At 37.3% G+C, this 24,930-nt stretch carries 23 protein-coding genes and 2 tRNA genes; 15 read left to right on the forward strand and 10 right to left on the reverse strand.

Annotated features, from left to right (window positions below; translation table 11 throughout):
• Positions 1-8 precede the first annotated feature (8 nt).
• Positions 9-1,913, forward strand: coding sequence for a DNA topoisomerase IV subunit B (gene parE / locus AAHF87_RS05275; protein ID WP_342147475.1), 1,905 nt, complete (start codon positions 9-11; stop codon positions 1,911-1,913).
• On the opposite strand, the gene AAHF87_RS05280 is transcribed toward parE, so the two are convergent.
• Positions 1,914-2,576 carry a class I SAM-dependent methyltransferase gene (locus AAHF87_RS05280; protein ID WP_342147476.1) on the reverse strand — a complete coding sequence of 221 codons (663 nt, stop codon included), beginning with the start codon at positions 2,574-2,576 and terminating at the stop codon, positions 1,914-1,916.
• Positions 2,577-2,838: 262 nt separating this feature from the next.
• On the opposite strand from AAHF87_RS05280, the gene AAHF87_RS05285 reads away from it, so the two are divergent.
• Positions 2,839-2,914 (forward strand) — tRNA-Glu (locus AAHF87_RS05285).
• 333 nt (positions 2,915-3,247) lie between these two features.
• The gene (locus tag AAHF87_RS05290; RefSeq protein ID WP_342147477.1) at positions 3,248-3,853 is read left to right on the forward strand and encodes a carbonic anhydrase; all 606 of its coding nucleotides are present in this window, start codon (positions 3,248-3,250) and stop codon (positions 3,851-3,853) included.
• Between the two features lie 10 nt (positions 3,854-3,863).
• Here AAHF87_RS05290 and AAHF87_RS05295 read toward each other — a convergent pair whose 3' ends face one another.
• Together AAHF87_RS05295 and metG are read right to left on the reverse strand one after the other, a co-directional pair.
• Positions 3,864-4,511: an RnfABCDGE type electron transport complex subunit B gene (locus AAHF87_RS05295; RefSeq protein ID WP_342147478.1), complete on the reverse strand. Its 648-nt coding sequence runs from the start codon at positions 4,509-4,511 to the stop codon at positions 3,864-3,866.
• A 64-nt stretch (positions 4,512-4,575) separates the two neighbouring features.
• Positions 4,576-6,237: a methionine--tRNA ligase gene (metG, locus tag AAHF87_RS05300; RefSeq protein WP_342147479.1), complete on the reverse strand. Its 1,662-nt coding sequence runs from the start codon at positions 6,235-6,237 to the stop codon at positions 4,576-4,578.
• Positions 6,238-6,316: 79 nt separating this feature from the next.
• On the opposite strand from metG, the gene apbC reads away from it, so the two are divergent.
• Together apbC and dcd are read left to right on the forward strand one after the other, a co-directional pair.
• Positions 6,317-7,138 (forward strand): iron-sulfur cluster carrier protein ApbC, encoded by an 822-nt coding sequence (gene apbC, locus AAHF87_RS05305; RefSeq protein ID WP_342147480.1) that lies wholly within the window; start codon positions 6,317-6,319, stop codon positions 7,136-7,138.
• A 106-nt stretch (positions 7,139-7,244) separates the two neighbouring features.
• Complete coding sequence (gene dcd, locus AAHF87_RS05310) at positions 7,245-7,811, forward strand: dCTP deaminase (RefSeq protein WP_342147481.1); 567 nt, start codon at positions 7,245-7,247, stop codon at positions 7,809-7,811.
• A gap of 10 nt (positions 7,812-7,821) precedes the next feature.
• On the opposite strand, the gene trpS is transcribed toward dcd, so the two are convergent.
• A complete protein-coding gene (gene trpS, locus AAHF87_RS05315; RefSeq protein WP_342147482.1) occupies positions 7,822-8,922 on the reverse strand; it encodes a tryptophan--tRNA ligase in 1,101 nt (366 codons plus the stop codon).
• Between the two features lie 183 nt (positions 8,923-9,105).
• On the opposite strand from trpS, the gene AAHF87_RS05320 reads away from it, so the two are divergent.
• Positions 9,106-10,203 carry a hypothetical protein gene (locus AAHF87_RS05320; protein WP_342147483.1) on the forward strand — a complete coding sequence of 366 codons (1,098 nt, stop codon included), beginning with the start codon at positions 9,106-9,108 and terminating at the stop codon, positions 10,201-10,203.
• 82 nt (positions 10,204-10,285) lie between these two features.
• Positions 10,286-11,860, forward strand: a complete 1,575-nt coding sequence (locus AAHF87_RS05325) for a phosphoenolpyruvate carboxykinase (RefSeq protein ID WP_342147484.1) — start codon at positions 10,286-10,288, stop codon at positions 11,858-11,860.
• Here AAHF87_RS05325 and AAHF87_RS05330 read toward each other — a convergent pair.
• The 4 genes from AAHF87_RS05330 to AAHF87_RS05345 form a co-directional block, all read right to left on the reverse strand.
• Positions 11,844-12,908, reverse strand: coding sequence for a protein kinase domain-containing protein (locus AAHF87_RS05330; RefSeq protein ID WP_342147485.1), 1,065 nt, complete (start codon positions 12,906-12,908; stop codon positions 11,844-11,846). The genes AAHF87_RS05325 and AAHF87_RS05330 overlap by 17 nt on opposite strands.
• A gap of 65 nt (positions 12,909-12,973) precedes the next feature.
• On the reverse strand, positions 12,974-13,795 hold the full coding sequence (gene proC, locus AAHF87_RS05335; protein WP_342147486.1) for a pyrroline-5-carboxylate reductase: 822 nt from the start codon (positions 13,793-13,795) through the stop codon (positions 12,974-12,976).
• An 8-nt stretch (positions 13,796-13,803) separates the two neighbouring features.
• A complete protein-coding gene (murU, locus tag AAHF87_RS05340) occupies positions 13,804-14,481 on the reverse strand; it encodes an N-acetylmuramate alpha-1-phosphate uridylyltransferase MurU (RefSeq protein ID WP_342147487.1) in 678 nt (225 codons plus the stop codon).
• Positions 14,478-15,500, reverse strand: a complete 1,023-nt coding sequence (locus AAHF87_RS05345) for an aminoglycoside phosphotransferase family protein (protein ID WP_342147488.1) — start codon at positions 15,498-15,500, stop codon at positions 14,478-14,480. The genes murU and AAHF87_RS05345 overlap by 4 nt, the downstream gene beginning before the upstream one ends.
• 378 nt (positions 15,501-15,878) lie before the next feature.
• Between AAHF87_RS05345 and dapA the strand changes: the two genes are divergently transcribed.
• The 3 genes from dapA (at position 15,879) to AAHF87_RS05360 (ending at position 17,177) form a co-directional block, all read left to right on the forward strand.
• Positions 15,879-16,754, forward strand: coding sequence for a 4-hydroxy-tetrahydrodipicolinate synthase (gene dapA, locus AAHF87_RS05350; RefSeq protein WP_342147489.1), 876 nt, complete (start codon positions 15,879-15,881; stop codon positions 16,752-16,754).
• 1 nt (position 16,755) lies between these two features.
• The gene (locus AAHF87_RS05355) at positions 16,756-16,992 is read left to right on the forward strand and encodes a hypothetical protein (protein WP_342147490.1); all 237 of its coding nucleotides are present in this window, start codon (positions 16,756-16,758) and stop codon (positions 16,990-16,992) included.
• Positions 16,993-17,085: 93 nt separating this feature from the next.
• Positions 17,086-17,177, forward strand: a tRNA-Ser gene (locus AAHF87_RS05360).
• 57 nt (positions 17,178-17,234) lie between these two features.
• Here the strand turns inward: AAHF87_RS05360 and thpR are convergent.
• Positions 17,235-17,828: an RNA 2',3'-cyclic phosphodiesterase gene (gene thpR / locus AAHF87_RS05365; RefSeq protein WP_342147491.1), complete on the reverse strand. Its 594-nt coding sequence runs from the start codon at positions 17,826-17,828 to the stop codon at positions 17,235-17,237.
• Positions 17,829-18,231: 403 nt separating this feature from the next.
• Here thpR and AAHF87_RS05370 point away from each other — a divergent pair, with 403 nt between their 5' ends.
• On the forward strand, positions 18,232-19,614 hold the full coding sequence (locus AAHF87_RS05370) for a cytochrome ubiquinol oxidase subunit I (protein WP_342147492.1): 1,383 nt from the start codon (positions 18,232-18,234) through the stop codon (positions 19,612-19,614).
• Entirely contained in the window at positions 19,615-20,607 is a 993-nt protein-coding gene (cydB, locus tag AAHF87_RS05375; RefSeq protein WP_342147493.1) for a cytochrome d ubiquinol oxidase subunit II, read from the forward strand. It abuts the gene before it with no gap.
• 127 nt (positions 20,608-20,734) lie between these two features.
• Here cydB and AAHF87_RS05380 read toward each other — a convergent pair whose 3' ends face one another.
• Positions 20,735-21,757, reverse strand: a complete 1,023-nt coding sequence (locus AAHF87_RS05380) for a hypothetical protein (RefSeq protein ID WP_342147494.1) — start codon at positions 21,755-21,757, stop codon at positions 20,735-20,737.
• A 393-nt stretch (positions 21,758-22,150) separates the two neighbouring features.
• Between AAHF87_RS05380 and def the strand changes: the two genes are divergently transcribed.
• From def to rsmB, 3 genes are read left to right on the forward strand one after another with little or no spacing between them, the layout of a single operon-like run.
• Positions 22,151-22,657, forward strand: a complete 507-nt coding sequence (def, locus tag AAHF87_RS05385) for a peptide deformylase (protein WP_342147495.1) — start codon at positions 22,151-22,153, stop codon at positions 22,655-22,657.
• Positions 22,654-23,601: a methionyl-tRNA formyltransferase gene (fmt, locus tag AAHF87_RS05390; protein WP_342147496.1), complete on the forward strand. Its 948-nt coding sequence runs from the start codon at positions 22,654-22,656 to the stop codon at positions 23,599-23,601. Before def ends, fmt begins: the two co-directional genes overlap by 4 nt.
• Positions 23,594-24,901, forward strand: coding sequence for a 16S rRNA (cytosine(967)-C(5))-methyltransferase RsmB (rsmB, locus tag AAHF87_RS05395; RefSeq protein ID WP_342147497.1), 1,308 nt, complete (start codon positions 23,594-23,596; stop codon positions 24,899-24,901). Before fmt ends, rsmB begins: the two co-directional genes overlap by 8 nt.
• The last annotated feature ends 29 nt before the right edge of the window (positions 24,902-24,930 follow it).

The following is a 24,930-nucleotide window of genomic DNA, read 5'->3' on the forward strand; positions in this document are numbered from 1 at the left end:
ACTATTTTATGAAACCTAAATCTTCATCTTCAAAGAAATACACCGCTGAAGCGATCGAAGTCTTAAGCGGTCTTGACCCGGTAAAACGACGACCGGGTATGTATACCGACACCTCTCGACCTAATCACTTGGCGCAAGAAGTTATTGATAACAGTGTGGATGAAGCCATGGCCGGTTATGCACGACATATTGATGTGGTGTTATATGCTGATAATTCTTTAGAAGTCAGTGACGATGGTCGAGGCATGCCGGTAGATATCCATCCTGAAGAAAAAGTGACGGGTGTAGAACTTATTTTGACCAGACTTCATGCCGGAGGTAAATTTAACCATAAAAATTATCGTTATTCGGGCGGTTTGCATGGAGTGGGCGTATCCGTAGTCAATGCTTTATCGCGTCTTCTTGAAGTCACTATTAAGCGTGACGGATTTATCTATCAAATTCAATTTGAACATGGTAATAAAAAATCCAACCTAAAAAAACTAGGCAAACTAGATCAAGCGGTAACAGGGACTGCTTTACGCTTTTGGCCTGATAAACATTATTTTGATACAGAAAAGTTTTCAGTTAATCGTTTAAAACATAGCTTGCGTGCTAAAGCGGTGCTTTGTCCAGGCTTGCACGTTAGTTTTACTGACAAGCAAAACAATAAAAAAGAGGAGTGGTTTTATGAAGATGGTGTGGTTAGTTATCTAAAAGATAGTTTAAGCCAATATACCTGTTTACCTACTGAGCCTTTTCATGGCCATTTTGCTGGAGAAACGGAAGAAGTGGATTGGGCATTATGCTGGCTATTAGAAAGCGGTGAAGGATTGATGGAAAGTTACGTTAATTTAATTCCAACCATTCAGGGTGGAACGCATGTCAATGGTTTACGCACCGGATTGCTCGAAGCAATGCGAGATTTTTGTGAGTTACGTGACCTACTGCCCCGGGGTTTAAAATTAGCACCGGAGGATGTTTGGGAAGGATGCCATTATGTACTATCTGTAAAATTATTAGAGCCTCAATTTTCTGGTCAAACCAAAGAAAGACTGACATCGCGTCAGTCTGCAGCATTTGTTTCAGGCGTAATAAAGGATGCTTTTAGCTTATGGCTAAATCAGCATATTTCTGAAGCAGAAAGTTTAGCTGAATTAATGATAGCCAATGCACAAAAACGTTTACGCGTCAGTAAACAAATCGCGCGTAAGAAAATCCTAAGTGGCGCAGTATTGCCAGGAAAATTGGCCGATTGTACGCAAACAGACTTAAATCGCACCGAATTATTTTTAGTTGAAGGTGATTCTGCTGGCGGTTCGGCGAAGCAAGCGCGAGATAGGGAATTCCAAGCAATTATGCCCTTACGAGGAAAAATATTAAATTCTTGGGAAGTGGCGAGTAATCAAGTATTAGGATCACAAGAAATTCACGATATTGCTGTGGCTATAGGCGTTGATCCCGGGTCTGGTGATTTGTCGGGTTTACGTTATGGTAAAATTTGTGTTTTAGCCGATGCGGATTCTGATGGTTTGCATATTGCTACGCTGCTATGCGGTTTATTTTTAAAACATTTTCTATCCTTAGTTGAAGCGGGACATATTTATATTGCAATGCCACCACTTTATCGGATTGATATCGGTAAAGAAGTTTTTTATGCGCTGGATGATGAAGAAAAACAAGGCATCTTGGATCGATTAACAGCAGAAAAGAAAAAAGGGAAAATAAGCATGCAGCGCTTTAAAGGCCTAGGTGAAATGAACCCTATGCAATTACGTGAAACAACCATGGCGCCCGATACGCGACGGCTTGTTCAACTTACCATAGATAATGAACAAAAAACGCTTTCTTTAATGGATATGTTGCTAGCGAAAAAACGATCCGGCGATCGAAAAATATGGTTAGAACAAAAAGGAGATATCGCCACGCTATAATTAACACTTTCTTATCAAAGTGAGGCCATCCCCTATTGGGATTAAGCACATGCTAATACGCTTATCCTGATAAATAGCTTGGTTAAATTCGCGAATGGCTAGAGTTTGTTTGTCATGAGCGTGAGTATCAGCGACTCGGCCACTCCAAAGCACATTATCTACTAGCATTAGACCGCCTGGTCTGAGGAGTATTAATGAACGCTCATAATAATTTAAGTAATTTTGTTTATCTGCATCAATAAAAATAAAGTCAAAACTATCCGAGTGATTTTGTTTAATTAAATTATCAAGAGTGTCTAATGCCGGTGCTAATTTTAGATCAATTTTATTTGAGACGCCGGCTTTTTGCCAAAAATCTTGCGCTATCGAAGTTGTTTCAGTATTGATATCACAGGCAATAATTTTTCCCATTTCTGGCAAAGCTAAAGCCACTACTAAAGCGCTATAACCTGTATAGACTCCTATCTCCAAAGTTTTTTTAGCGCCTGTTAGCTCAATCAGGAATGCCATCAATTGCCCTTGCTCAGGTGAAATCTGCATGCCATGAGATGATAATTGTTGAGTTGTTTCTCTTAATGATTTTAGAATAGCCGGTTCGCGCACGGAAACCGATAACATATATTGATGCAGTGTATTGCTTAAGTTTATGGTTTGGTTCGACATAGCTGTCCTGTTTAAATCTGATTAAGTTCCAAATATACAGCTTAAAAATAGATTTTGTAAAAATTTATTTTTATGTAGTTATACGCACAACAATTGGGTTTTTGGCGAGGCGTCGCGAGTATGAAGTAACCTTCATTTTTTCAAGATACATGAGGATTGCAAATCGAGCGGCAACACAGACAAAAACTTAAGTGCAAAGAGTATATTTTAGACATTGACATTCTAGCCCAGCGCGGCCAAAATAGCGGACCTTAAACCGCAGGTCCCCATCGTCTAGAGGCCTAGGACACCGCCCTTTCACGGCGGTAACAGGGGTTCGACTCCCCTTGGGGACGCCATTTCTTCAAAGAAATTCGTCGTTTGTGTTACTCGGTGTTATATCTAGAGGCATTGCCTACCCCTTTTTTAAGATTTAGAGTCTAAGAGAATATAATTTAATCGTTAATAATGCGACTCGCAAAATAAGTATTTTGTAGTAATATTTGTATATTCTTCGCATTTAAATTTTTGTCTGTCTTGCCATGCAACTCGCAATTCTCATGTATGATATACATGCAGATTGTTAGCATGGGCGCGGCACTTGCCAAAAATCTAATTGCTGTGAGTATATAATAATAAATTAGTCTCAAGTTAAATATTTACTTGAAGTAAATATTGATGTGGAGAAAAACATGGGCCATATTTTTAGTAAAATATTGCATGGTTACAGCCTATTTAGAAAAAAATATGCGATAGGTGATAATGCTGTCATGCGATATTTAGCTGACTCCGGTCAAAAACCTCAAATAATGGTCGTTTCATGTTGTGACTCACGTGTCGATCCAGCATTAATACTGCAGTGTAATCCAGGCGATTTATTTGTGGTACGCAATGTCGCAAACATAGTGCCGCCTTATCAAAAGGATGAAGCATTGCATGGAACCAGTGCCGCTTTAGAATTTGGAATTTGTTTATTGAATATTAAGCATCTTATTTTACTGGGACATAGTCAGTGCGGAGGGATAGATGCTTTATTAAATAGCCAAAATTTATCACAAAACGATTTTATTACTAAATGGGTTTCTTCGATAAAAATACCTGGCAATCAGGTAAAAAATCCAGATGAATATGCAAAATTAGCTTTAAATCGTTCTTATGCAAACTGTTTGACCTTTCCTTGGATAAAAGAAAAAGCTGAAGCACAAGCATTAACGATCCATCGTTGGTTTTTTGATATCAAAACGGGTCAAATTTTTACTTATTCAGAAACCCATAATATTTATCAAGCCTTAGATTAGTCGTATGTCATTAGCTGCGGTGTAAATTTTTTGCTTCGGTTTGTAAGCGTTGTTTTTTTTCTTTAGCTCGCCTAATGGCAGCTTGTATGTAAATGGTCTGTTCGTTTGTTGGCGCAATATTTTTAGTGAGACTAGTTTTAGTTTGTTTTAATGTAAGACGTTGTTTTTTTGCATCAAAACGTTGTCGCGCCAGTTGTGGTTCATAATTGGGCCGACTTAATGTCAGCATATCAATACAATCAACTGGACAAGGCGCAAGACAAAGTCCGCAACCAGTACATTCTTGCGTTAATACACTATGTAATTGCTTGGCAGCACCTACAATAGCATCAACCGGGCACGCTTGGATGCACTTGGTGCAACCTATGCATTCAGACTCGCGTATATACGCTGTCAAAGCAGGTTTTTCCTGCTTCTGCATTTCTTCCATAAATGGTTCAGGATTTTTTTCTAGTAATTTTGCTAAAGCTTGTAGTGTTTTCACGCCACCCGGTGGACAACGATTTATCTCAGCTTTTTCTTCTGAAATAGCTTGGGCGTAAGGCAAACAACCTGAATAACTACACTGTCCACATTGAGTTTGTGGTAGTAAAGCATCAATTTCGTTAATTAGTATTTTTACATCTCTAGCTTGAAGAGATAATTTTTTTGCTTGCATTTTTTCAGATTAATATTATGCGGCATCGGAAAGGTTTTCAAGCTTAAAATATATATTTTAAGCATTAACTTGCCGCGATAGAATCCGTTTTTTGCATATCCTGAATAGTTTCTTCAGGTATGCGCTGTAATAAAGGCGTAAAAGCGTTAATGGTATGATCAAATAAGATTTTTTTTCGTTGATCCCAAGTCATTGCAGGTATATTTAGGAACTGTTCTGTCTTTTCTGCAGTGATGGGTAATATCGGCTTTAAATAGAGCATTAAAATTCGAAACAGATTTAAACCTAAACTACACACATCGTGAGCTCGCTGAGTAGAGTCAGGATTTTTTATTAAGAGCCAAGGTTTTTCTGCGTCAATCATTTGATTTGCTTGATCGGCTAATTCCATAATACATTTCATTGCTCGATTGTAGTCACGACATGCGTAGTAATCGGCAATCTCATCACCTTTGGTTACAAACTCTTGGATAAGTTCAGGAATTAATGAAGTACCAGACAATTTATTTGCAAATTTTTTGTTAATAAAGCTGGAACAACGACTAGCGATATTCACAAGCTTACCGATCAAGTCCGAATTAATTTTTTGGATAAAATCTTGAAAATTAAAATCAATATCTTCCGCTTTTCGAGTGAGCTTTGTAGCAAAATAATATCGCAAATATTCGGGATCTAAATAATTAAGATAGTGTCTCGCAGAAATGAAGGTTCCACGAGATTTCGACATTTTTTTACCATTCACCGTTACATATCCATGCACAAAAATTGCAGTGGGTGTACGAAAATCAGCAGCTTTTAATATAGCTGGCCAAAAGATTGCATGAAAATTAATAATATCTTTGCCAATAAAGTGATAAAGCTCAGTATTTGTCGAATTGGACCAATACTTATCAAAATTAAGCCCATCTCGTTTCAAGCAGAGATTTTTGAAGATGGCCATATAGCCTATAGGTGCATCGATCCATACATAAAAAAATTTGTTATCTGTTCCTGGAATTTTAAATCCAAAATAAGGCGAGTCTCTCGAGATATCGAGATCATGCAAACCTTCCTTGAACCATTCTAAGAGTTTATTACTAATTTCTTCAGTAAGATGATTGTCTTTCGTGATCCATTCACGTAAAAAATCTGAATAATGCGAAAGTTGAAAAAAGTAATGCTCAGATTCTTTTGCGACCGGCGTAGCTCCTGAAAGAGTAGATTTAGGATCAATGAGATCCAGCGGGGAATAGGTAGATCCACAAACCTCACAATTATCACCATATTGATCAGGACTTTTACAACATGGGCAAGTCCCTTTGACATAACGATCCGGTAAAAACATTTGTGTTTTGGGATCATAAGCTTGTTGGATGACTTTACTAAGGACATCTCCTTTATCTTTCATGCGCTGATAAATAAGCGTTATTAATGCTTCATTTTCTGGAGAATGGGTGGTATAAAAGTTATCAAAATCGATATAAAATGCAGAGAGATCACGTTTATGTTCTTCTGCAACTTGAGTCACTAATGTTTCTGGACTGATATCGCGTTGCTGCGCGGCTAACATCACAGGCGTACCATGCGCGTCTTCACCGGATATAAAAATGCAATTGCTCCCCAGCATTTTTTGAAAACGCACCCAAATATCCGCCTGAACATGCTCTAATAGATGGCCGATATGTAAAGAGCCATTGGCATAAGGCAAAGCGCTAGTGACTAATAGTTTGCGATGTGTTTGCTGCATACTCATCTTTTGCGTATTATTGATTTCTAGATTCTGCCTTTTTGCTAGGAGTGACGTCAAGTTATAATTCTAAAATGCTATGTTAAAAATTACTGATCGGGTCAAACATATTATTGCGGTTGCCTCTGGAAAAGGGGGAGTTGGAAAGTCAACGACTGCGGTTAATTTGGCATTGGCGCTTGCGGAAAAGGAAGGCGTTAGAGTTGGGATACTGGATGCGGATATTTATGGTCCGAATCAACCGCAGATGTTAGGTGTGAGTGAGAAGCCAACCAGCAAGGACGGTAAAACCTTAGAGCCTGTATATGCCCATGGCATACAATCTATGTCTATCGGCTACTTAATCGATGTGAATACTCCAATGATATGGCGTGGTCCTATGGCGACTGGCGCTTTACAACAATTATTAAATGACACGCACTGGGATAGCTTGGACTATTTGATTGTGGATTTACCGCCGGGTACGGGCGATATCCAATTGACCTTAACTCAAAAAATTCCCCTCGCCGGAGCCGTGATAGTAACGACGCCTCAAGACATTGCTTTGTTGGATGTGCGCAAAGCCATAGGTATGTTTAATAAGGTAAAAGTACCTTTATTGGGCGTAGTCGAAAATATGTGTACGCATGTATGCAAGAAATGTGGTCATGAGGAATCTATCTTTGGTGATGGCGGCGGCGAACGAATAGCTAAAGAATGTAACATTAACCTATTAGGTGTTTTACCTTTAGATAGTCGGATTCGTAAACAAGCCGATTCGGGTAGACCTATTTTTCTTGCGGAACCACAGAGTGCTATCGCTGATATCTATCGAGGAATAGCCCGAAAAATCGTTGAACAGCTGAACCAACCCAAATCCAAAGCGTTTCGATTTCCAAAAATTGTCATTGAAAATAAATAGTATACTCACAGCAATGGGATTTTCTGTGAGCGCCGTGAAATAAACTGCGAATTGAGCGGCAACGCAGACTATGTCAAGTGCGAAGAGTCTTTTTAGGAAAATTATTATGTCTATAAAATCCGATGCATGGATTTGCCGCATGGCAAAAGAGTACAATATGATCGAGCCATTTGAAGCTAAGCAGGTGCGCCAAACCGCGGCTGGACGGATCATTTCTTATGGCGTTTCTAGTTATGGATACGATGTACGTTGTGCCAATGAATTTCGTGTGTTTACGAATATCAATTCTGCTATTGTCGATCCGAAAAATTTTTCGGAAGGTAGTTTTGTCGATGTAAAAAATGATGTCTGCATTATTCCCCCCAATTCTTTTGCCTTAGCGCATACGGTCGAATATTTTCGTATTCCACGGAATATTCTCACTATTTGTCTGGGCAAGTCCACCTATGCACGCTGCGGAATTATCGTTAATGTCACGCCTTTAGAGCCAGAATGGGAAGGCCAAGTTACGCTTGAGTTTTCCAATACGACGCCCTTGCCTGCTAAAATATACGCTAATGAAGGTGTAGCACAGATGTTATTTTTAGAATCCGATGAGGTTTGCCAAGTTTCTTATCGAGATCGTCAAGGCAAATATCAGGGTCAAAGAGGAGTTACTTTGCCTGTTGCCTAACATTGATTTGTTATTCGGTATTTAGCTTAACAATACGTTTGAAGTAATCTTGTTTCATAAAGGTTTTAACTTTGATTAGAGTGTCTTCAGCAATTTTATTAGCTTGCTCCGTGCCATGCTTTAAAATCCGTAAAACCTCGGCAGGGTCTTTTTCATAGACCTTTCGGCGTTCTCGTATGGGTTGAGTTATTTCAACCAAGATATCGATTAGTTTATGTTTACATTCCACATCTTTGATTTGACCTTTACGATATTTATCTTTGGCTTCAATAACCCATTCTTTATCAGGATTGAATACGTCATGGAATATCCATAAAGGGTTATTTTCAACAGTCCCCGGATCCGTAGCTCGTAAACGATGTGGATCAGTATACATTCCCATTACTTTTTTCTTGATCGTATCAGCATCATCGCTAAGATAAATGGCGTTATTTAAAGATTTGCTCATTTTGGGTAATATTCCATCCGCATTAGGGGGGCCGGTTCCGATTAGTCGTCGCACAGGACTGAGTTTTGCTTGGATGATAGGGAATAATCCGCCACTTGCGACATAATCTTCGTCTTTGGTTTGTGGATCAACACCGCAATAAATTTGGTTAAAGCGACGCGCACATTCGCGAGCTAATTCTAAATGAGCGATTTGATCTTCGCCAACGGGTACAATTTCAGGACGAAAACTCAGTATATCCGCCACTTGCCCGACTGGATACAGTAAAAAGCCAAAAGGATAATTATCACCTAGATTTTTTTGGCGGATTTCATCTTTAATAGTTGGGTTGCGCATGACTCTAGGAAAAGAAATCAGCATACTGAAGAAACAGGTAAGTTCAGCGATGGCGGGAATTTCAGACTGAATAAAAATATGACTTTGCTTAGGGTCGATGCCCGCAGCTAGGTAATCTAACGCAATCTCTAAGGTATTTTGGCGAATTTCTTCGGGAAATTCCGCGCGTGTAGTAAACGCATGGATATTAGCAATGATGAAGTAACAATCATAGCTTTTTTGTAAGCCCACCCGTAAAGCGAGAGAACCCACCCAATGGCCAAGATGGAGTTTTCCTGTGGGCGTATCGCCAGTGAGTAAGCGGGGTTTTGATAAATTCATAGTCATGTTTAATTTTGGCTTAATGTTATTGTGCTAACTTAACACAATCAATTCAAGTGATTTTACCATCTAAGCGTTCTATTTACTTATGTAAGTGGATTTTGGGATAATTGTTTTGATTTTAATCAAAATATACTGTAATTAACTTTATTATGAATTATTTTTCATAAAATAGAAAAGAAATTTCAAATGTTCGAAGATATGATCGAATTAAGCTTTGATGATGAGTGTCTTGCAGCACTGCAATCCTTTGCACACCCCAGTAATATAGGGGGAGAAGCGCAAGTTGCGATGGATTTAAAAAGAATTTATGCCTTAACAATTAAGGATGAATCCGGAGAATGGTCCTATGTAAAAGCTTCTCCGCCAACAGTTGCTGAAGGTAACCTAGAGACGCGAACATCGCATAGAAAGTCAATTACAATAGAGCCCGATCCAGATGAATTTTTTTTGGCTAGAATTAAAAGTACTGATAAAGAAATTCAGGATTTTTTATTGCTGAATTTTCATCAAGGTGGGATGTTTTATGGTGGTAGAACTTTCTTAACTACAAGTCTACTTGGATTAGGTTTTGTGCCTAGTGTAGACGAAGGTCACAAACATCATATTACTTGTGAATTTAGTTCTGAAAAGTTGGTAATTACGGAGAATTTTAAGATAATAAAATTGGATTTTTTACCTGAACCGATTGTGAAAATAGCTTGTAGTAAAGATGGCGAATTAAAAAGTTTAGCTTTAGAAGAAGCAGAAAAAAATAAAATAGCTTATTTTCAAGAATTTATAAGGAAATTATTGAGTGATAAAATTTCGACAGACCGTGGAAAAACAGATTTGCAATTAGAAGAAGAATCAAAAAATGAAGTATTTCAATTATTTTTCAATTCAGAGCAGGCCGCAAATTTAATAGAATTTACAGTAAAGCATACGGTTGTATTAAATTCTGAATCTAAGGGAATTGAGACAAAAAAATTATCTAAAGAAGATGTAAGTTTAAAAGTACAGCGCCAATTATATGAATTGAGTTCGAGAAGCTCGCATCCTGAATTCTCTAAATTTTTATCCCCTGAATTAAGATATGCTTTACCTAAACTTTTTGAAAATCCTAGGACTAAAAGTAAGGTTAAAAATCTAATATTAAACAGTTATCGAGAATTTATGCTGTTATTATTTAACATCGTATTCTATTTGATTTCATCGTCTATTCCTGCAAAAACCTCTTTTTTACCACCACAGCCACACCAATCAGATGAGTCACCAGATGTTTTTGCCTATAGAATGCGCCCTTAATGCAAAAGGCCTAGTCTGGAATGTAATTGCCATTTTATCTGTGTTAACATGCCGGCTTCTGTTAAGTTAAGGAGTGTAGGCTATGTCAGCCGTCCAATCCAAAAATTCATTGAAAATCTTTGTTGATTTATCTGCAGAAGAGCTGATCAACCATGCTATAGAACGAAAAGAAGGTGTCATTGCAGCGAATGGCGCTCTGTCAGTTTCTACGGGCAAACGAACTGGGCGTTCCCCTAAAGATAAATTTATAGTAGCCGAACCTAATAGTGAAAATGACATCGATTGGGATTCTATTAATCAAGCTTTTTCGGAAGATCGTTTTCATGCCTTATGGCAGCGTGCTGAACAGTATGCCAAAGAAGTTGATCTATTTATTTCTAATCTACAAGTTGGAGCTGACCCAACCTATTATTTACCTGTTAAGGTCATTACTGAATATGCTTGGCATAATTTATTTGCTCGGCAACTTTTTATTCGTACTGACGATTTTTGTGGAAAAATCGGTAAGCCAGAATGGACGATTTTAAGTGTTCCTGGTTTAAAAACCGATCCGCAACGCGATGGGGTTAATAGTGATGCCACTTTAGTTATCCATCTTGCTGAACGTAAAGTTTTATTATGTGGACATAGATATGCGGGTGAAATCAAAAAAGCCATGTTTTCAGTAATGAATTATTTATTACCCGCTGTAGATGTTCTGCCTATGCATTGTTCTGCTAATGTAGGAAAAGAAGGTGATGTCGCTTTATTTTTTGGATTGTCAGGAACAGGTAAAACAACTTTATCCGCTGATCCAGATCGATTTTTGATTGGCGACGATGAGCATGGTTGGAGCGAAACGGGTGTATTTAATTTTGAAGGTGGTTGTTACGCCAAATGTATCGATTTATCTAAGGAGCGTGAGCCCTTAATCTGGGATGCTATCCGAGATGGTGCTGTGATGGAAAACGTAGTGTTAGATCCTAAATCTTTAGAGCCCGATTACAAAGATGCAAGCCTGACTCAGAATACCCGCGTAGCCTATCCTTTAGATTTTATTAAGTCTCGGCTTCATGCCAATCGTGTTGCTCGCTTACCGGATGCGGTCATTTTTCTTTGTTGCGATTTATATGGTGTTTTACCGCCGGTTGCTTGTTTGAATCATGAACAAGCGGCTTATTATTTTTTAAGTGGTTATACCGCATTAGTGGGTAGCACGGAAGTGGGTCAAACAGAACCCATTAAAACTACATTTAGCACCTGTTTTGGTGCACCATTTTTCCCGAGACCGGCAAAAGTCTATGCTGAATTATTAATTAAGCGCTTAAAAACCAGTCATGCCAAAGTATATCTAGTTAATACTGGCTGGACAGGCGGTGCATATGGGAATGGAGGACAGCGCTTTTCTATACCCGTAACGCGCGCCATTGTTAAAGCTATTTTGAATGATGAAGTAGGTAAAACTGAATCAGAATTGTTGTTGGGGTTTAATTTTTCTATTCCTAAACAATTATCCGGTGTAGAGAGTCATTTATTAAACCCAAAAAATACTTGGAAAAATGCTAATGAATACGATGCTAAGTCGCACGAACTGATTAATAAATTCATTAATAATTTTAAACAGTTTGATGTGAGCCCTGCTATTCGAGACGCTGGGCCGGTTATTTATAAAGAGTAGGATCTTTTGGGTAGCCAGTTTTTAAATTAGTGGCCATGGCGCTTTGCGTGTTTTTTTTAAAAAAACCGAGCGCAATATTTTTATGGTCATTGCATGCATTAGTTTGTTTAGATGTTGTTTTGTATTGAAAAGAAAGCGTAATTATTCTATCTAGGATTTGTTGTATAAAAAAAATCATTTTTTTATACAAAGGAACAAACGGGTTACAAAAGATATTATTACTTTCATCAAATTTTAAGTTAAACATATTATCCATAATCATATCATCTATTTTCCTTGAAAATTCTGCAAACGCTGTATTACGATCTAATCCTTCAGTGTTAAGGACTTCATCGCCTAAATAAGAATATTCTGGAATTAAAAATCGGAATAATTGCGCTATAGAATAATAATCGGATCGAAATCCAATGGTAGACCCATGATAGTAATGTTTTTTAAAATACTCTGGTGCTGTGTAAGGTTGGAAAATTCTTCTTATATTGGATGGGACAGTACCTTGCCCAGGTAATTGTAGTGCAGATATATCGGCCGTTGCTTTTTCGTAAATTTCTTTCTCTTTTCCTTTTTTAATTTCCATAGATTGAAAAACACTAATACTTCTACCAAAATCTATAATATTTACTATATTTCCTGATTCCTTATCAATAATAATATTATTGCATTTTAAATCTCTATGAATAAGTCCTTTGCTATGCATAGCAGCGGTAGCTTTGATTAAATTCTGAATAATTTGAAGTCTTGATCTAAGGGAATATTGACTTGCGTAATGAAATAGCTCGCCCTTAAAGTAAGGAATAGTAAAATAAAAATATTGATTATCTTCGCAAGATTTAAAATGAAAATCTAAATGCTTATAAGCCAACTTCCAACCACTACTATCTTGCTGTTTAGAGTGGTGATTTTTTGTTAAAATTTTAACACAAAGAATTATTCCATTATTTAGTGTAACCTTATAAACACTACCCATTTTTCCACTGTCTAAATGGCTGATTTTATCAACTGACTGTCCAGGGAAAAGTTGGTTGCAGACTTGAGGAGATAATTTCATGCTTCATAAAAACAAATGATGGATATTTATAATAATAAAAATATTAAATAAATATTAATATAAATTTATTTAAGATCCTTTGCCAATTCTTCTGCGCGACTTTTAGCTGCTTTAAGCGATTTTTTTACAATATCGGAGAAATTAGAATTTTTTAAAAATTCTAATGCCCGTTCAGTCGTGCCACCTGGTGAAGTTACCTGCTCTCTTAACTCAGCCAGTGATTTTTTACTTTCCATAGCCATTCGAACGGATCCTAATGCAGTTTGCAAGGTGAGTAAATTTGCATTTTCTTTTGATAAACCTAATTCAACTCCTGCTTGCTCTAAGGTTTCCATAAATAGAAAAAAATAAGCTGGGCCACTACCGGATAAAGCGGCAACCACGTCGATTTGTTCTTCTGTAGGTAACCAAACAATAGTTCCTACACTGCGGAAGATAGATTCAGCGGCATCTTTTTGCGTATTTGAACAACATTGATTTGCGAATAGCCCGGTTGCTCCACAACCAATTAAAGCAGGCGTATTGGGCATGCAACGTACAATAGCCAAAGCCTTGCTGGATAGATATTGTTCTAAACTATTTATATCGATACTCACAGCAATTGAAATAACTAAAGATTTTTTCGCTTGTATCAAATCAGCAATTTCAATGGCAACCCTTTTTAATATTTGAGGTTTTACAGCTAAAACGACAATGTCTGCCACTTGTACAGCACGGCGATTATCAGTAGTCAGGTTGATATTTAAATTTTTTAATTTATTCAGCTGCTCTAGATTATTATTGGTTGCCCATATGTTTTGGGCTGGAAAGTTTTCTTTCAATAAGCCTTGAATTAAGCAAGTTGCCATGTTACCGGCGCCAATGAAACTGATAATAGAATTTTGCATAACTTTATTTACTTTTTTTGTTTTAGATAATCGTCGAGACGTTCCAATTCAGTAGGCGTGCCGATGTTAAACCATAAGCCTTTATAATATTCCCCCGTAATTTTCTTTTCAGCTATATACTCATATAACAGCGATGATAGCGGAAATGCCCCTGATTTACCTTGAAATATATCGGGGTGATAAACTCCAAGACTAGCGAATGTAAATTTATTTGAAGTATCATCTAAGTTTAATAAACCAGTTTGCGTCAGATTAAAATCACCTTGGGGATGAAAGCTTGGATTGTCCACTAAGATAAGATGGGCTAATGCAAACGAATTTAATGAGTGTGATAATAAGGATTCCAATGAAAAATCTGTCCAGATATCAGCGCTTATGACAATAAATGGATTGGATCCCAAAATGCTTAGTGCTTGACAAATTCCTCCTCCTGTCTCAAGCGCGGTGGGTTCAAAAGAATATTCAATTTTAACACCGTAAGCTCGACCATCGCCTAGCGTGTCTATAATTTGTTTAGCCTGATAAGAGACATTAATGACTATTTCTTTAATGCCTATTTTTGCTAATTTTAATACCTGATGCACAATGAGTGGTTGATTTGCGACTATTATTAAGGGTTTGGGCGTTTTATCCGTTAGAGGGCGCAGTCGCAGACCCCGACCGGCAGCAAGTATCATCGCTTTCATTTTTTTTCTTTCTCATACGATTTAGTTTTAATCTTTGTTTCCAATAGTTCCTTAAATTCGAAGAGGTCTGCATAATTCTCGCAAGTTTTATTAATATAATTTAATAAGCGAGATGACATTGATAAATAATGTGGTTTATTATCACGATAATTAAGTCGTGAAAAAATACCAAGTATTTTTAAATGGCGTTGGAGACTAATCAGATCAAACCAGCGAACAAATTTTTCTTGAGAGTATTGGTGACTTATATTAATCATAGCGTAAAATTTTGATATCCATTTGTCGACTTGCTCTTTCGGCCAATCAATATACGCATCGCGTAATAATGAGGCGGCATCGTAGGTAATGGGTCCGTAAACAGCGTCTTGAAAGTCTAATACTCCCACATTATTGTTTTCTAACAACAATAGATTACGGGAATGATAATCTCGATGAACGCAGACTTGTGGCTGCTCGAGAGCCGAGTCGATAAGTACTTTAAAAGCATTTTCGAGTATATTGCTAAATTCTTTGGTTATATTTAGTTGTAAATGTTTGTGTAAAAACCAATCAATAAATATGTCAAATTCCAAACGTATATGTTTTTCGTTAAATAAATTTAAAGCTTGATTGTTTGGAAGTTTTGGATTGCAAACTTGAATTTGATAGATAACCGATAAAGCACGCGTATATAAATCATCAGCAGTATTTGGATTTAAAATATTCAAATATAAATCATTACCTAAATCACTTAGTAACATAAATCCTTGTTCAATGTTATAAGCAAGTATTTCTGGTGTATAGATGCCCTGGCGCGCAAAATCCCTGGCAATAGCAACAAAGTTAATTATATTTTCTTTATCTGGAGGGGCGATCATAGCAATATGACTAGAGTTAGCTAATCGCAAGCGAAAATATTGTCGCGAGCTCGCGTCATTAATTAATGGTTGTAGCTCAAAGCTTGTGTCAGATAGAGAACAAGACTCTTTCAGCCAATTTCTAAGCGGTGTTAATTGCGATGTATGTTCAAAAATAGACATAATCTAGCCCTATCTTTATAGTCCAAAATTTTATGTAATACTAAATCTTGCTGTTGCAATTCCCTTGATAAGCTTGATTGAATCCTAACGAGCCTCCCTTTACAGAGATCAGCTGACCTAGCTTTAAAGCTATCTTACACTGGAATTAACTTGCTTATCTACCATTTCTCCCAGTAGTATAGGCGGCTTATATTCTCTATACTTCAGACCTTAGAATGAAGGTTTTTAAATTTCATTCAACCTAAAAAATCATCTTTTGAGCAGACCATACTCACAGTAATTGGATTTTTGGCAGTGCGGCGAAAAGGATAGTGAGTTCACGACCACTTATTCAAGTGCCAAGAGTATATAATCTTGATAACAAGAGGAAAGCAAAGTATGTTTCATGGCAGTATAGTCGCATTGATAACACCCATGCGAGAAAATGGAGATGTTGATTATGTTTGTTTGCGTAAACTAGTTGATTGGCATATTGCGCAACGTACGGATGCTATCGTCGTCATAGGAACCACCGGAGAGGCGTCAACGCTCAGCATAGAAGAACAGCATAATGTCATAAAAACAGTCGTTGAACAAACTCATCGACGTATCCCCATCATAGCCAGCACCGGCACCCAATCTACACAAAAGACCATTGATCAAACAAGGACGGCTATGGAAATAGGCGTAGACGCTTGCCTATTGGTGACACCTTATTACAACCTGCCTACACAGGAAGGCCTTTATCAGCATTATCGACTAATAGCGGATAAAGTCCCTATCCCCCAAATCTTATATAATATACCTAAACGTACGGGGTGTGACTTATTGCCTGAAACGGTGGCTAGACTAGCGGGTGTCGCAAATATTATAGGGATAAAGGAGGGTCAACCTGAGCGTGCAAAAACCATTTTAGAATTATGTGGTAAAAATATAGATGTTTATAGCGGAGATGATAATACCGCTCTAGAAATTATGCGTATGGGCGGTAAAGGTGTCATTTCGGTAGCGGCAAATCTTGTGCCGCAAACGATGCATAATCTTTACGAATTCGCTAAAAAGGAAGATTGGGAAGCTGCTGATAGAATAGACAAACAGCTTCGCCCCTTATATCAAGGTTTATTTATTGAAACTAACCCTATACCTGTTAAATGGTTAGCGGCGGAAAAAGGCTTGATTTCATCCCCCTATTTGCGTCTACCCTTAACGATACTGTCAGCAATCAAGCAGGCTGACTTAAAATCTACTATCGATTTATTAGAGGTGTTATCTTAAGATGAGAACTAAGCTATTTTATTTAATATTAATTTTTTTTACTGTAAACTTAGCAGCTTGTTCTTCAGTTAATAAATATATAAAAACACAACGTTCGCAGTATTTGAATAGTCAAGAATTACCGTTGTTGAAAGTGCCTGCAGGTTTACAAATTCCTCGGGAAGAGAGATATATTATTCCTCGGAATGTTGGCTGTAGTCCTACCAGACTACCTGATTTGCTACCACCAACTAATTAAATTCAAACGTAGGATTTTTGGTAAGCGTCGCGAAGAGGGTGACGAATTGAGCGGCCACTTATTTAACTGCGACAAATATACTGAAAACTTATTGGAGAGGTACCAAAGCGGCCATAATGGCGCCGACTCGAAATCGGATGGGGATTTATAGTCCCACGTGGGTTCGAATCCCACCCTCTCCGCCATTTTCAGAAAAAACCGCAGCAGCAAAAAAATTCTATTTCATCTTCTTCCATCAAATTTTAAACCTCTGCGCTGCTGCTTTCTTTACTTTTTTGTAAGGATATGTATTCGAGAGGCGTATAACTCTGACTGTATTCGGTTTTTTTACTATTAAATAGGACAATTTCCTTTACTATCATTGGGCTAGTATTTAAATTTAATTCTTCGCGTAGATTGGGTGCATGATGGTGAATAATCCGACCTAAAGTTAAATGAGGTAGGTAAGGCTTAGTTTCCGGAGTAAAGCCCAAGTTCGAAGCAACTTCTTCTAGTGCGTTGGCAAGTTCAAAGAGCTCCGAAGTAGGAATAATATCTGCGGCTATGGCGCGTGGAGCCGTAGGAGATGGAAAAAAACGAATATTATGCAACTGCAGAGGAAAGGGTTCGATCTTATTAATTGCATTATAGGCATGTTTAGCCAATTCTGAGATTTTTTCAGGATTAGTTGTACCTAAGAAACGTAAGGTGACATGTAAATTTTCTGGGTGTACCCATCTAACACGGTGCCCCCATGGTTCTTGCTTAAGTTCATCAATAAGTTGAGATAAGGCTTGACGTAGTTCGGAATTTAGTTCGACGGCAAAAAATAGACGTAAAGGATCGTGAGTACTCAAGTGCAACTTCCTTATTAAAGACTATGAGATTCAGAACAGCGCGTTATTTTAATGGAAAAATAGGCAAGCTTCTATGCTAGAGCATTTATTAAATTTTTCCAAGAAGTTTTCGAGCTGTGACCGCAAATATTTTCACAACCATTCATTATAATCTTGTTTGTAACTTGTCTTTTATCAGTGATTGACGATTTAATGTGTAAACATTAACTTAAACTGGTTTTTATTCTCAATTTATTACTCAATTCGGTAAATATTACACTCACAAGAATTCAAGTGCGAAGAGTATATTTCCATTAAAATATTTCTGAGTATAAAAATTTAATACATCAATTAATCAACAGGATTCGTTTTTTCTGAAATTGGAGTATACTATAGAGCAATTTTTCCGTTATGTAAGTGCGCTATGATTATCGATACTACACTGCTTTCCCGCATTCAGTTTGGATTTACGATTGGTTTTCATATTTTATTCCCTACGCTCAACATTGGTTTAGCCGTTTTTTTATCGGTGATGGAAGGATTTTGGTTAAAAACTGGGAATCCTGTTTATTTAAGAATTTGCCAATTTTGGACCAAGATTTTTGCCCTTACCTTTGGTATGGGTGTAGTTTCAGGTATTGTTTTGGCTTATGAGTTAGGAACTAACTTCGGGCCTTTTATTAGTACAGCGGGCGGTGTCATAGGCGCACTTTTTGTCTATGAAGTGCTCTCTGCTTTTTTCCTTGAAGCTGGATTTTTAGGTGTCATGTTATTTGGTTGGGACAAAGTCGGTCCTAGATTGCATTATTTGGCGACTTTGTTAGTGACCTTAGGCACGCTATTTTCTGCCTTAGGAATTTTATCTGCAAATTCTTGGATGCAGACTCCTGCTGGCTTCCATATTGATGCCGGTAAATATGTGGTAGATAGCTGGTGGGCGGTAGTATTTAATCCGTCTGCTGTCTCTCGTTTCCTGCACATGGTTATGGCGTCATTGTTAACCACTTGTTTTGCCATCGCAGGCGTCTCAGCCTGGTATTTATTAAAGAGAAAACATCTTGATATCGCTAAACCTTGTTTTTCGTTTGTTTTTGCCGCAGCCATGGTGATAGCGCCTGTACAAATATTGTTAGGTGATATGGTTGGCTTAAAAGTTTTTGAATATCAACCACTTAAAACTGCAGCAATAGAAGCTAATTGGAAAACGCAAAATGGAGCTCCTTTGATTTTATTTGCGATTCCAAATAGTAAGCAAGAAAAAAATTACTATGAAATAAGTATTCCAAAACTTGCTAGCTTAATTAATACCCACCATTGGGATGGTAAGTTAATAGGTCTAAAAAGTGTTCCGCGTGCAGAAAGACCCGTGGTGGGGGCTACATTTTGGATGTTTCGAGTGATGGTGGGTATAGGCTTTTTATTCTTTTTCGTTGCACTTTATGCCTTGTGGCAAAGATTGCGCGGTAAACTTTATAATTCCGATATGCTTTATCGTTTATGTATATTAATAGCACCCTTAGGTTTTCTGAGTACCATTGCAGGTTGGGTAACAGCAGAATCTGGCCGGCAGCCTTGGATTGTATATAATTTAATCAGCACTTCCCAGGGTGCTTCAATAGTTCCACTGCATCAGGTAATTATTTCCTTAGCATTATTAGTTACTGTTTATGGAATTATATTTACTTTTTATCTATTTTATCTTTTTAAGTTAATTCGTAATGGACCCACTGCTCCGGTAGTCGATGAATCAGTTACGGAAGTGATAACTGAAATACCCTTTAAATATTTAGCGCCAGAGGGTAAATAGATGCTTTTAATTCTTACCTGGGCCACGATTATCTCTTTAATTATTATGATGTATGTGTTGTTGGATGGCTTTGATCTGGGAGTAGGCATTTTATTTCCGTGGATTAAGTCAAGTGAATATAGAGATATTATGATGAGCACCGTTGTCCCTGTCTGGGATGGAAATGAAACTTGGTTGGTGTTTGGCGCTGCGGCTTTATATGCCGCTTTTCCAATTGCGTATGGTATTTTGTTACCCACTTTATATATGCCGATCATGATTTTATTAGTGGCATTAATTTTTCGTGGGGTGGCTTTCGAGTTTCGTTTTAAGGCGCATAAAAGTCAGTTTATTTGGGATATTGCTTTTGCATCAGGGTCAATATTGGCAGCTTTTATTCAAGGTATCATTCTAGGTACGTTTGTAAAAGGATATGGTAACCACCTACCTTTATCACATTCCGCATATCATTGGCTCACGCCTTTTAGCATTTTTACCGGGGTTGCTGTAGTTTGCGGCTATGCTTTATTAGGAGCAACATGGCTAATTATAAAAACAGATGGAGTGTTGCAAGAGAGAATGTATAAAGCAGCTAAAGTTTTATTACCACTCGTTGCTTTTTTTCTAGTCAGTGTGAGTATCTGGACGCCGATTGTTGAACCACAAGTGATGCAGCGTTGGTTTTCATTACCCAACTTTTATTATTTGTCTCCTTTGCCTATTTTAACGATATTGCTAGTCTTTTATAATTTTTATTGTCTACATCAGAAAAAAGAAAGATTACCTTTTATTTTAACCATAGGCTTGTTTGTTTTATCGTATACCGGATTTTGTATTAGTGCATGGCCTTATATTATCCCGCACGTACTTCCGGTCTGGGAAGCAGCGGCCCCACCCTCTACATTAAAGTTTATCTTAGTCGGTGCGGCCGTTATATTGCCAATATTGTTAATTTATACGCTTTATTCTTATCATGTTTTTAGAGGGAAAGTAAAAACAGTTATCCATTATTGATCTATGAAAAAATGCTTACGACAATGGCTATGGTTTATCGGCTTATATATAGCCGGCGTGACGACTATTATCGTGGTTTCTAAGCTATTACGTTTTTTTATTCCGCATTAATATACACATAAAATTTTTATATTTTTGGTTGTTGAATAGTTTCTTCTAATTTAACTAGTAGTTTATTTTGTGGAGTATATTGCTGAAAAAAACCGACTCTTGTGTTTTTTGGAACAATAAACCTTGGGATTAACTTAGCTATCACATTTAATATTTTATGCAGAATATTAAGCTGCTCTAAGCTTAGAGAGTTATTTTGTCTATAATCATTTATAGCTTCTTGCGCTTTACATTGAAAATTTTCAATAACTGCTATAACTTTTTTAGCTTCTTCATTTGTGTTTATATTTAATAATTGTTGTAGACATTGATTATTTAGTTGGTTCAACTTCATTGCTAAATATTTAGTATCGATAAAAGAATCTAATTTAGTAATTAAAGCAGAGATTTCATCATGTTTTTTAGAACAACATGCTCTTTTACCTAAAACATTACTTTTCTCATCCTCAGAAATAAGCCAGTCAATTATCTTAGCACTAGCAAAGTCTGTTAAAGTTTGAGGTTGAATAGGAAAAGAGAAATTATCATTTTGTTGTACAATTAATTTTTTTAAAAATTTAAAAAAAAGATTTATCTCGATCTGTTTATTTTTATTATCACGATGATTTAAAGCGGTATTTTTTAAGATATTTATGATTTCGTCAATTTTTATTTGGCTATTTTTATTATTACTTTTAGTTATAAGCTTAGTTAATGCATCTTTTAGCTTTAAAGCCAGAAAAGTTTTTTGATGATCAATAAGTGGATTAATGAGATGGTTGGGATCGGTGATAGTAATGCCCAGACAGCTCAAATCATTATTAGTAAGTTCAACGGTATTTGTTTTATTTTTAGCTTTAAACGCAATAACAAAATATTCAGTACTTCTACGATTTTCTGATTTAAATTCTAGCTGCTCTAATTTAGCATCTAGAAAACCTTGGGGAAATTTTTCGAAAAACTTATCTAATGGGAGTGGCTGTTTAATGAATTTAAGTAAGCATTCGATGTCAGATAAGAGATTTTCGTCGGGTAGGAAAGGAAAAATATTTTTTTTCATCACTATTTAGTTATAAAGACCTCCTTGTCGATTAAGTCGAGGCTAAATAAAATAACAGCAAAAAATAGTTACAATAAGCTAAAAAATCCGTCTCCAGCGTCGATCATCTACTATTTTACCTTCCAGCACGGTAGCATAAATTAGGTCTTATGCCTATCAGGCCATTTGACTACAAGCAGTATTGCTATAAATTTTAAGCTATTTGAAGAATTTTACTGCTAATCGAGGCTTTTTCTTAGCAAAAATCACTAATAATTTCAAAAAAGAGTGATTGACTAAACCAATTAAAGCTAGGAAAATTGGCCGCTAAACTGTCAGACGCTAGATTTAGTATAATATACGAACAAGTATCCTATTTACCTTTGATTTTGATGAGTAAAAGAAGATAAACATATGGCTATTCATCCTATTATCCAGCTTCCAGATGTACGATTACGTGCGCCTACAGTCCCAGTTACTGTTTTTGATGAAAGTTTGCAACAGTTAATTGATGATATGTTTGAGACGATGTACGCTGCTAAAGGCATAGGCTTAGCTGCTCCACAAATTGCAATTAGCAAAAAATTAGCGGTTATTGATGTTTCTAATAATAAATCGAAAACCTGGTGTTTAATAAATCCAGTCATTGTTGAAAAAAAAGGTGAGGAATTAATGGAAGAAGGTTGTTTGTCAGTGCCAGGGGTTTATGATAAAGCGCCGCGGGCACTGTGGGTTAAATTACAAGCTTTAGACCGGCATGGAAACCCTTATGAAATTGAAGCAGAAGATTTATTTGCGCATTGTATACAACATGAAGTAGACCATCTCAACGGTACGTTATTTTTAGATCATTTATCTCCACTTAAACGTCAATTAGCGCGTAAAAAACTCGATAAAATCAAGAAAAGGAGTAAGTTTTGAAACTGATTTTTGCAGGGACGCCTGAATTCGCTTTACCCAGCTTACAAGCTTTGCTAGGCTCTAACCATAAAATATGTGCGGTTTATACACAGCCTGATCGCCCAGCGGGAAGGGGTCGAAAATTATTAATGAGTCCGGTTAAGAAGCTGGCATTAGAGAATAAACTTCTTGTTTACCAACCCGCCAGTTTGCGTGACGCCAGTGAACAAAAAAAACTAGCTGTCTTTCACGCAGATTTAATGGTGGTAGTCGCCTATGGTCTTATTCTTCCACCGGCAGTATTAAGCATACCTCGTTTTGGTTGTATCAATGTTCACGCATCTTTATTACCTCGCTGGCGAGGAGCTGCACCTATTCAACGAGCGATTTTAGAGGGTGATCAAGAAACCGGTGTGACCATTATGCATATGGATGAAGGTCTGGATACGGGTGAAATGATAAAGAAGTTTTCATGCACTATAGAACCGAATGATACAAATAAAACCTTACAAGATCGATTAGCTGATTTAGGCGCTCGGGCCTTACTAGAAAGTTTAAGTGACATTGAAAGCGGTTCCTATCGTTCAGAACCGCAGAACGAAAAGAACAGTACTTATGCAAAAAAAATTAATAAGTCGGAAGCAGAAATAGACTGGGAGAAGTCCGCGGTTTACTTAGATAGAATGGTTCGTGCTTTTCATCCTAAACCAATTGCACGCGTGGTATTAGGAAAATCTATACTGCGTATTTGTAAAGCAGAAGTACTCGATGAAACCACTTCTGAAAAGCCGGGTTTAATCTTAAAAGCTGACCGCGAAGGTATAGATGTGGCCACAGGAAAGGGTGTTTTACGTTTATTAGAAGTGCAATGGCCGGGAGGCAGATGCTTACCGATTTCAAGCTTTATCCATGGTAAATCGGAGTTATTCCATGTAGGAGCAATTTTAGATCGAATGTATGTCTAACTCCCGGGCAATAGCCGCACAAATCATTTCTCGTGTTTTAAAAGAAAAAATATCGCTTAAGGATGCTTTAGCAGCTGGCGTAAATGTTAGCATTGAATCGCGCGATAGATCATTTATTCAAGAATTGTGTTATGGCGTAATACGTTGGTATGCGCCATTGAAACAGCTTTGTTCCTATTTATTAAAAAAACCGCTTAATGCCAACGACCAAGATGTTTATGCGTTATTGTTAATAGGTCTTTACCAGCTTAACTACTTAAGAACATCCCCGCATGCGGCCGTCCATGAAACGGTTCAAGCCGCGAGAGAACTGCATAAGGTATGGGCAGTGCCATTAATTAATGGGGTATTACGCTCGTTTCAACGACAAAAAGATAGTTTATTAAAGAAATTACCTAGAGATAGTCATTTTGCACACCCTGATTGGCTAATAAAAAAGTTACAACAAGCATGGCCAAATGAATGGCAAGCAATTATAGCCGCCAATAATCATTTACCCCCTATGAGTCTACGAGTTAATCTTTTGAAAATGACACGCAAGGATTACGCACAAAAGTTAAAAGATAACGGTATAACTGCAACTTTAAGCGAATTGAGTCAAGCAGGAATTGTACTTGATGAATCTTACCCAGTACTTAAACTACCAGGTTTTATGGGGGGAGAAGTTTCTATACAAGATACAGCGGCACAATTGGCTGCGTCCTTATTGATGTTAGAGCCTGGGCAGCGAGTATTGGATGCTTGTGCGGCGCCGGGAGGAAAAACCATGCACATTTTGGAAACACAGGCAGATTTAGTAAGTTGTGTAGCTGTGGACCACGATGCAATCCGCTTAAATAAGGTTGAGGATAATCTGAATCGTTTAAGATTGGCAGATACGAAAGTGCAGTTGCTCTGCGCAAAAGCAGAGGATCTCAAAAGCACTTGGAAAGAAGATTTATTTGATAGAATATTATTGGATACACCTTGTTCTGGGACCGGCGTTATTCGTAAGCACCCGGATATTAAATTATTACGTCGAGAAGAAGACATTCCTAAATTAGCTGAGCAGCAATATCAATTGCTATCGAGTCTTTGGGGACTACTAAAGCCAAATGGTATCTTATTATATGTAACTTGTTCTGTATTGCCTGAGGAAAATAGCGAGGTTTTGCTAGGTTTTTTATCTCGCTACTTAGACGCAAAAGAAGAGCTTATCGACGAAAAATGGGGGATAGCTTGTCCAGTAGGGAGGCAAATTCTTCCCCAAATTCATGGACCTGATGGCTTTTATTATGCTAGGTTACGCAAGAGAGCTTAGAGCCTCCATTCTAGAATAAGATGGGAAAA

It is taken from the genome of Rickettsiella endosymbiont of Aleochara curtula (assembly GCF_964030935.1).
Classification (GTDB): Bacteria; Pseudomonadota; Gammaproteobacteria; order Diplorickettsiales; family Diplorickettsiaceae; genus Aquirickettsiella.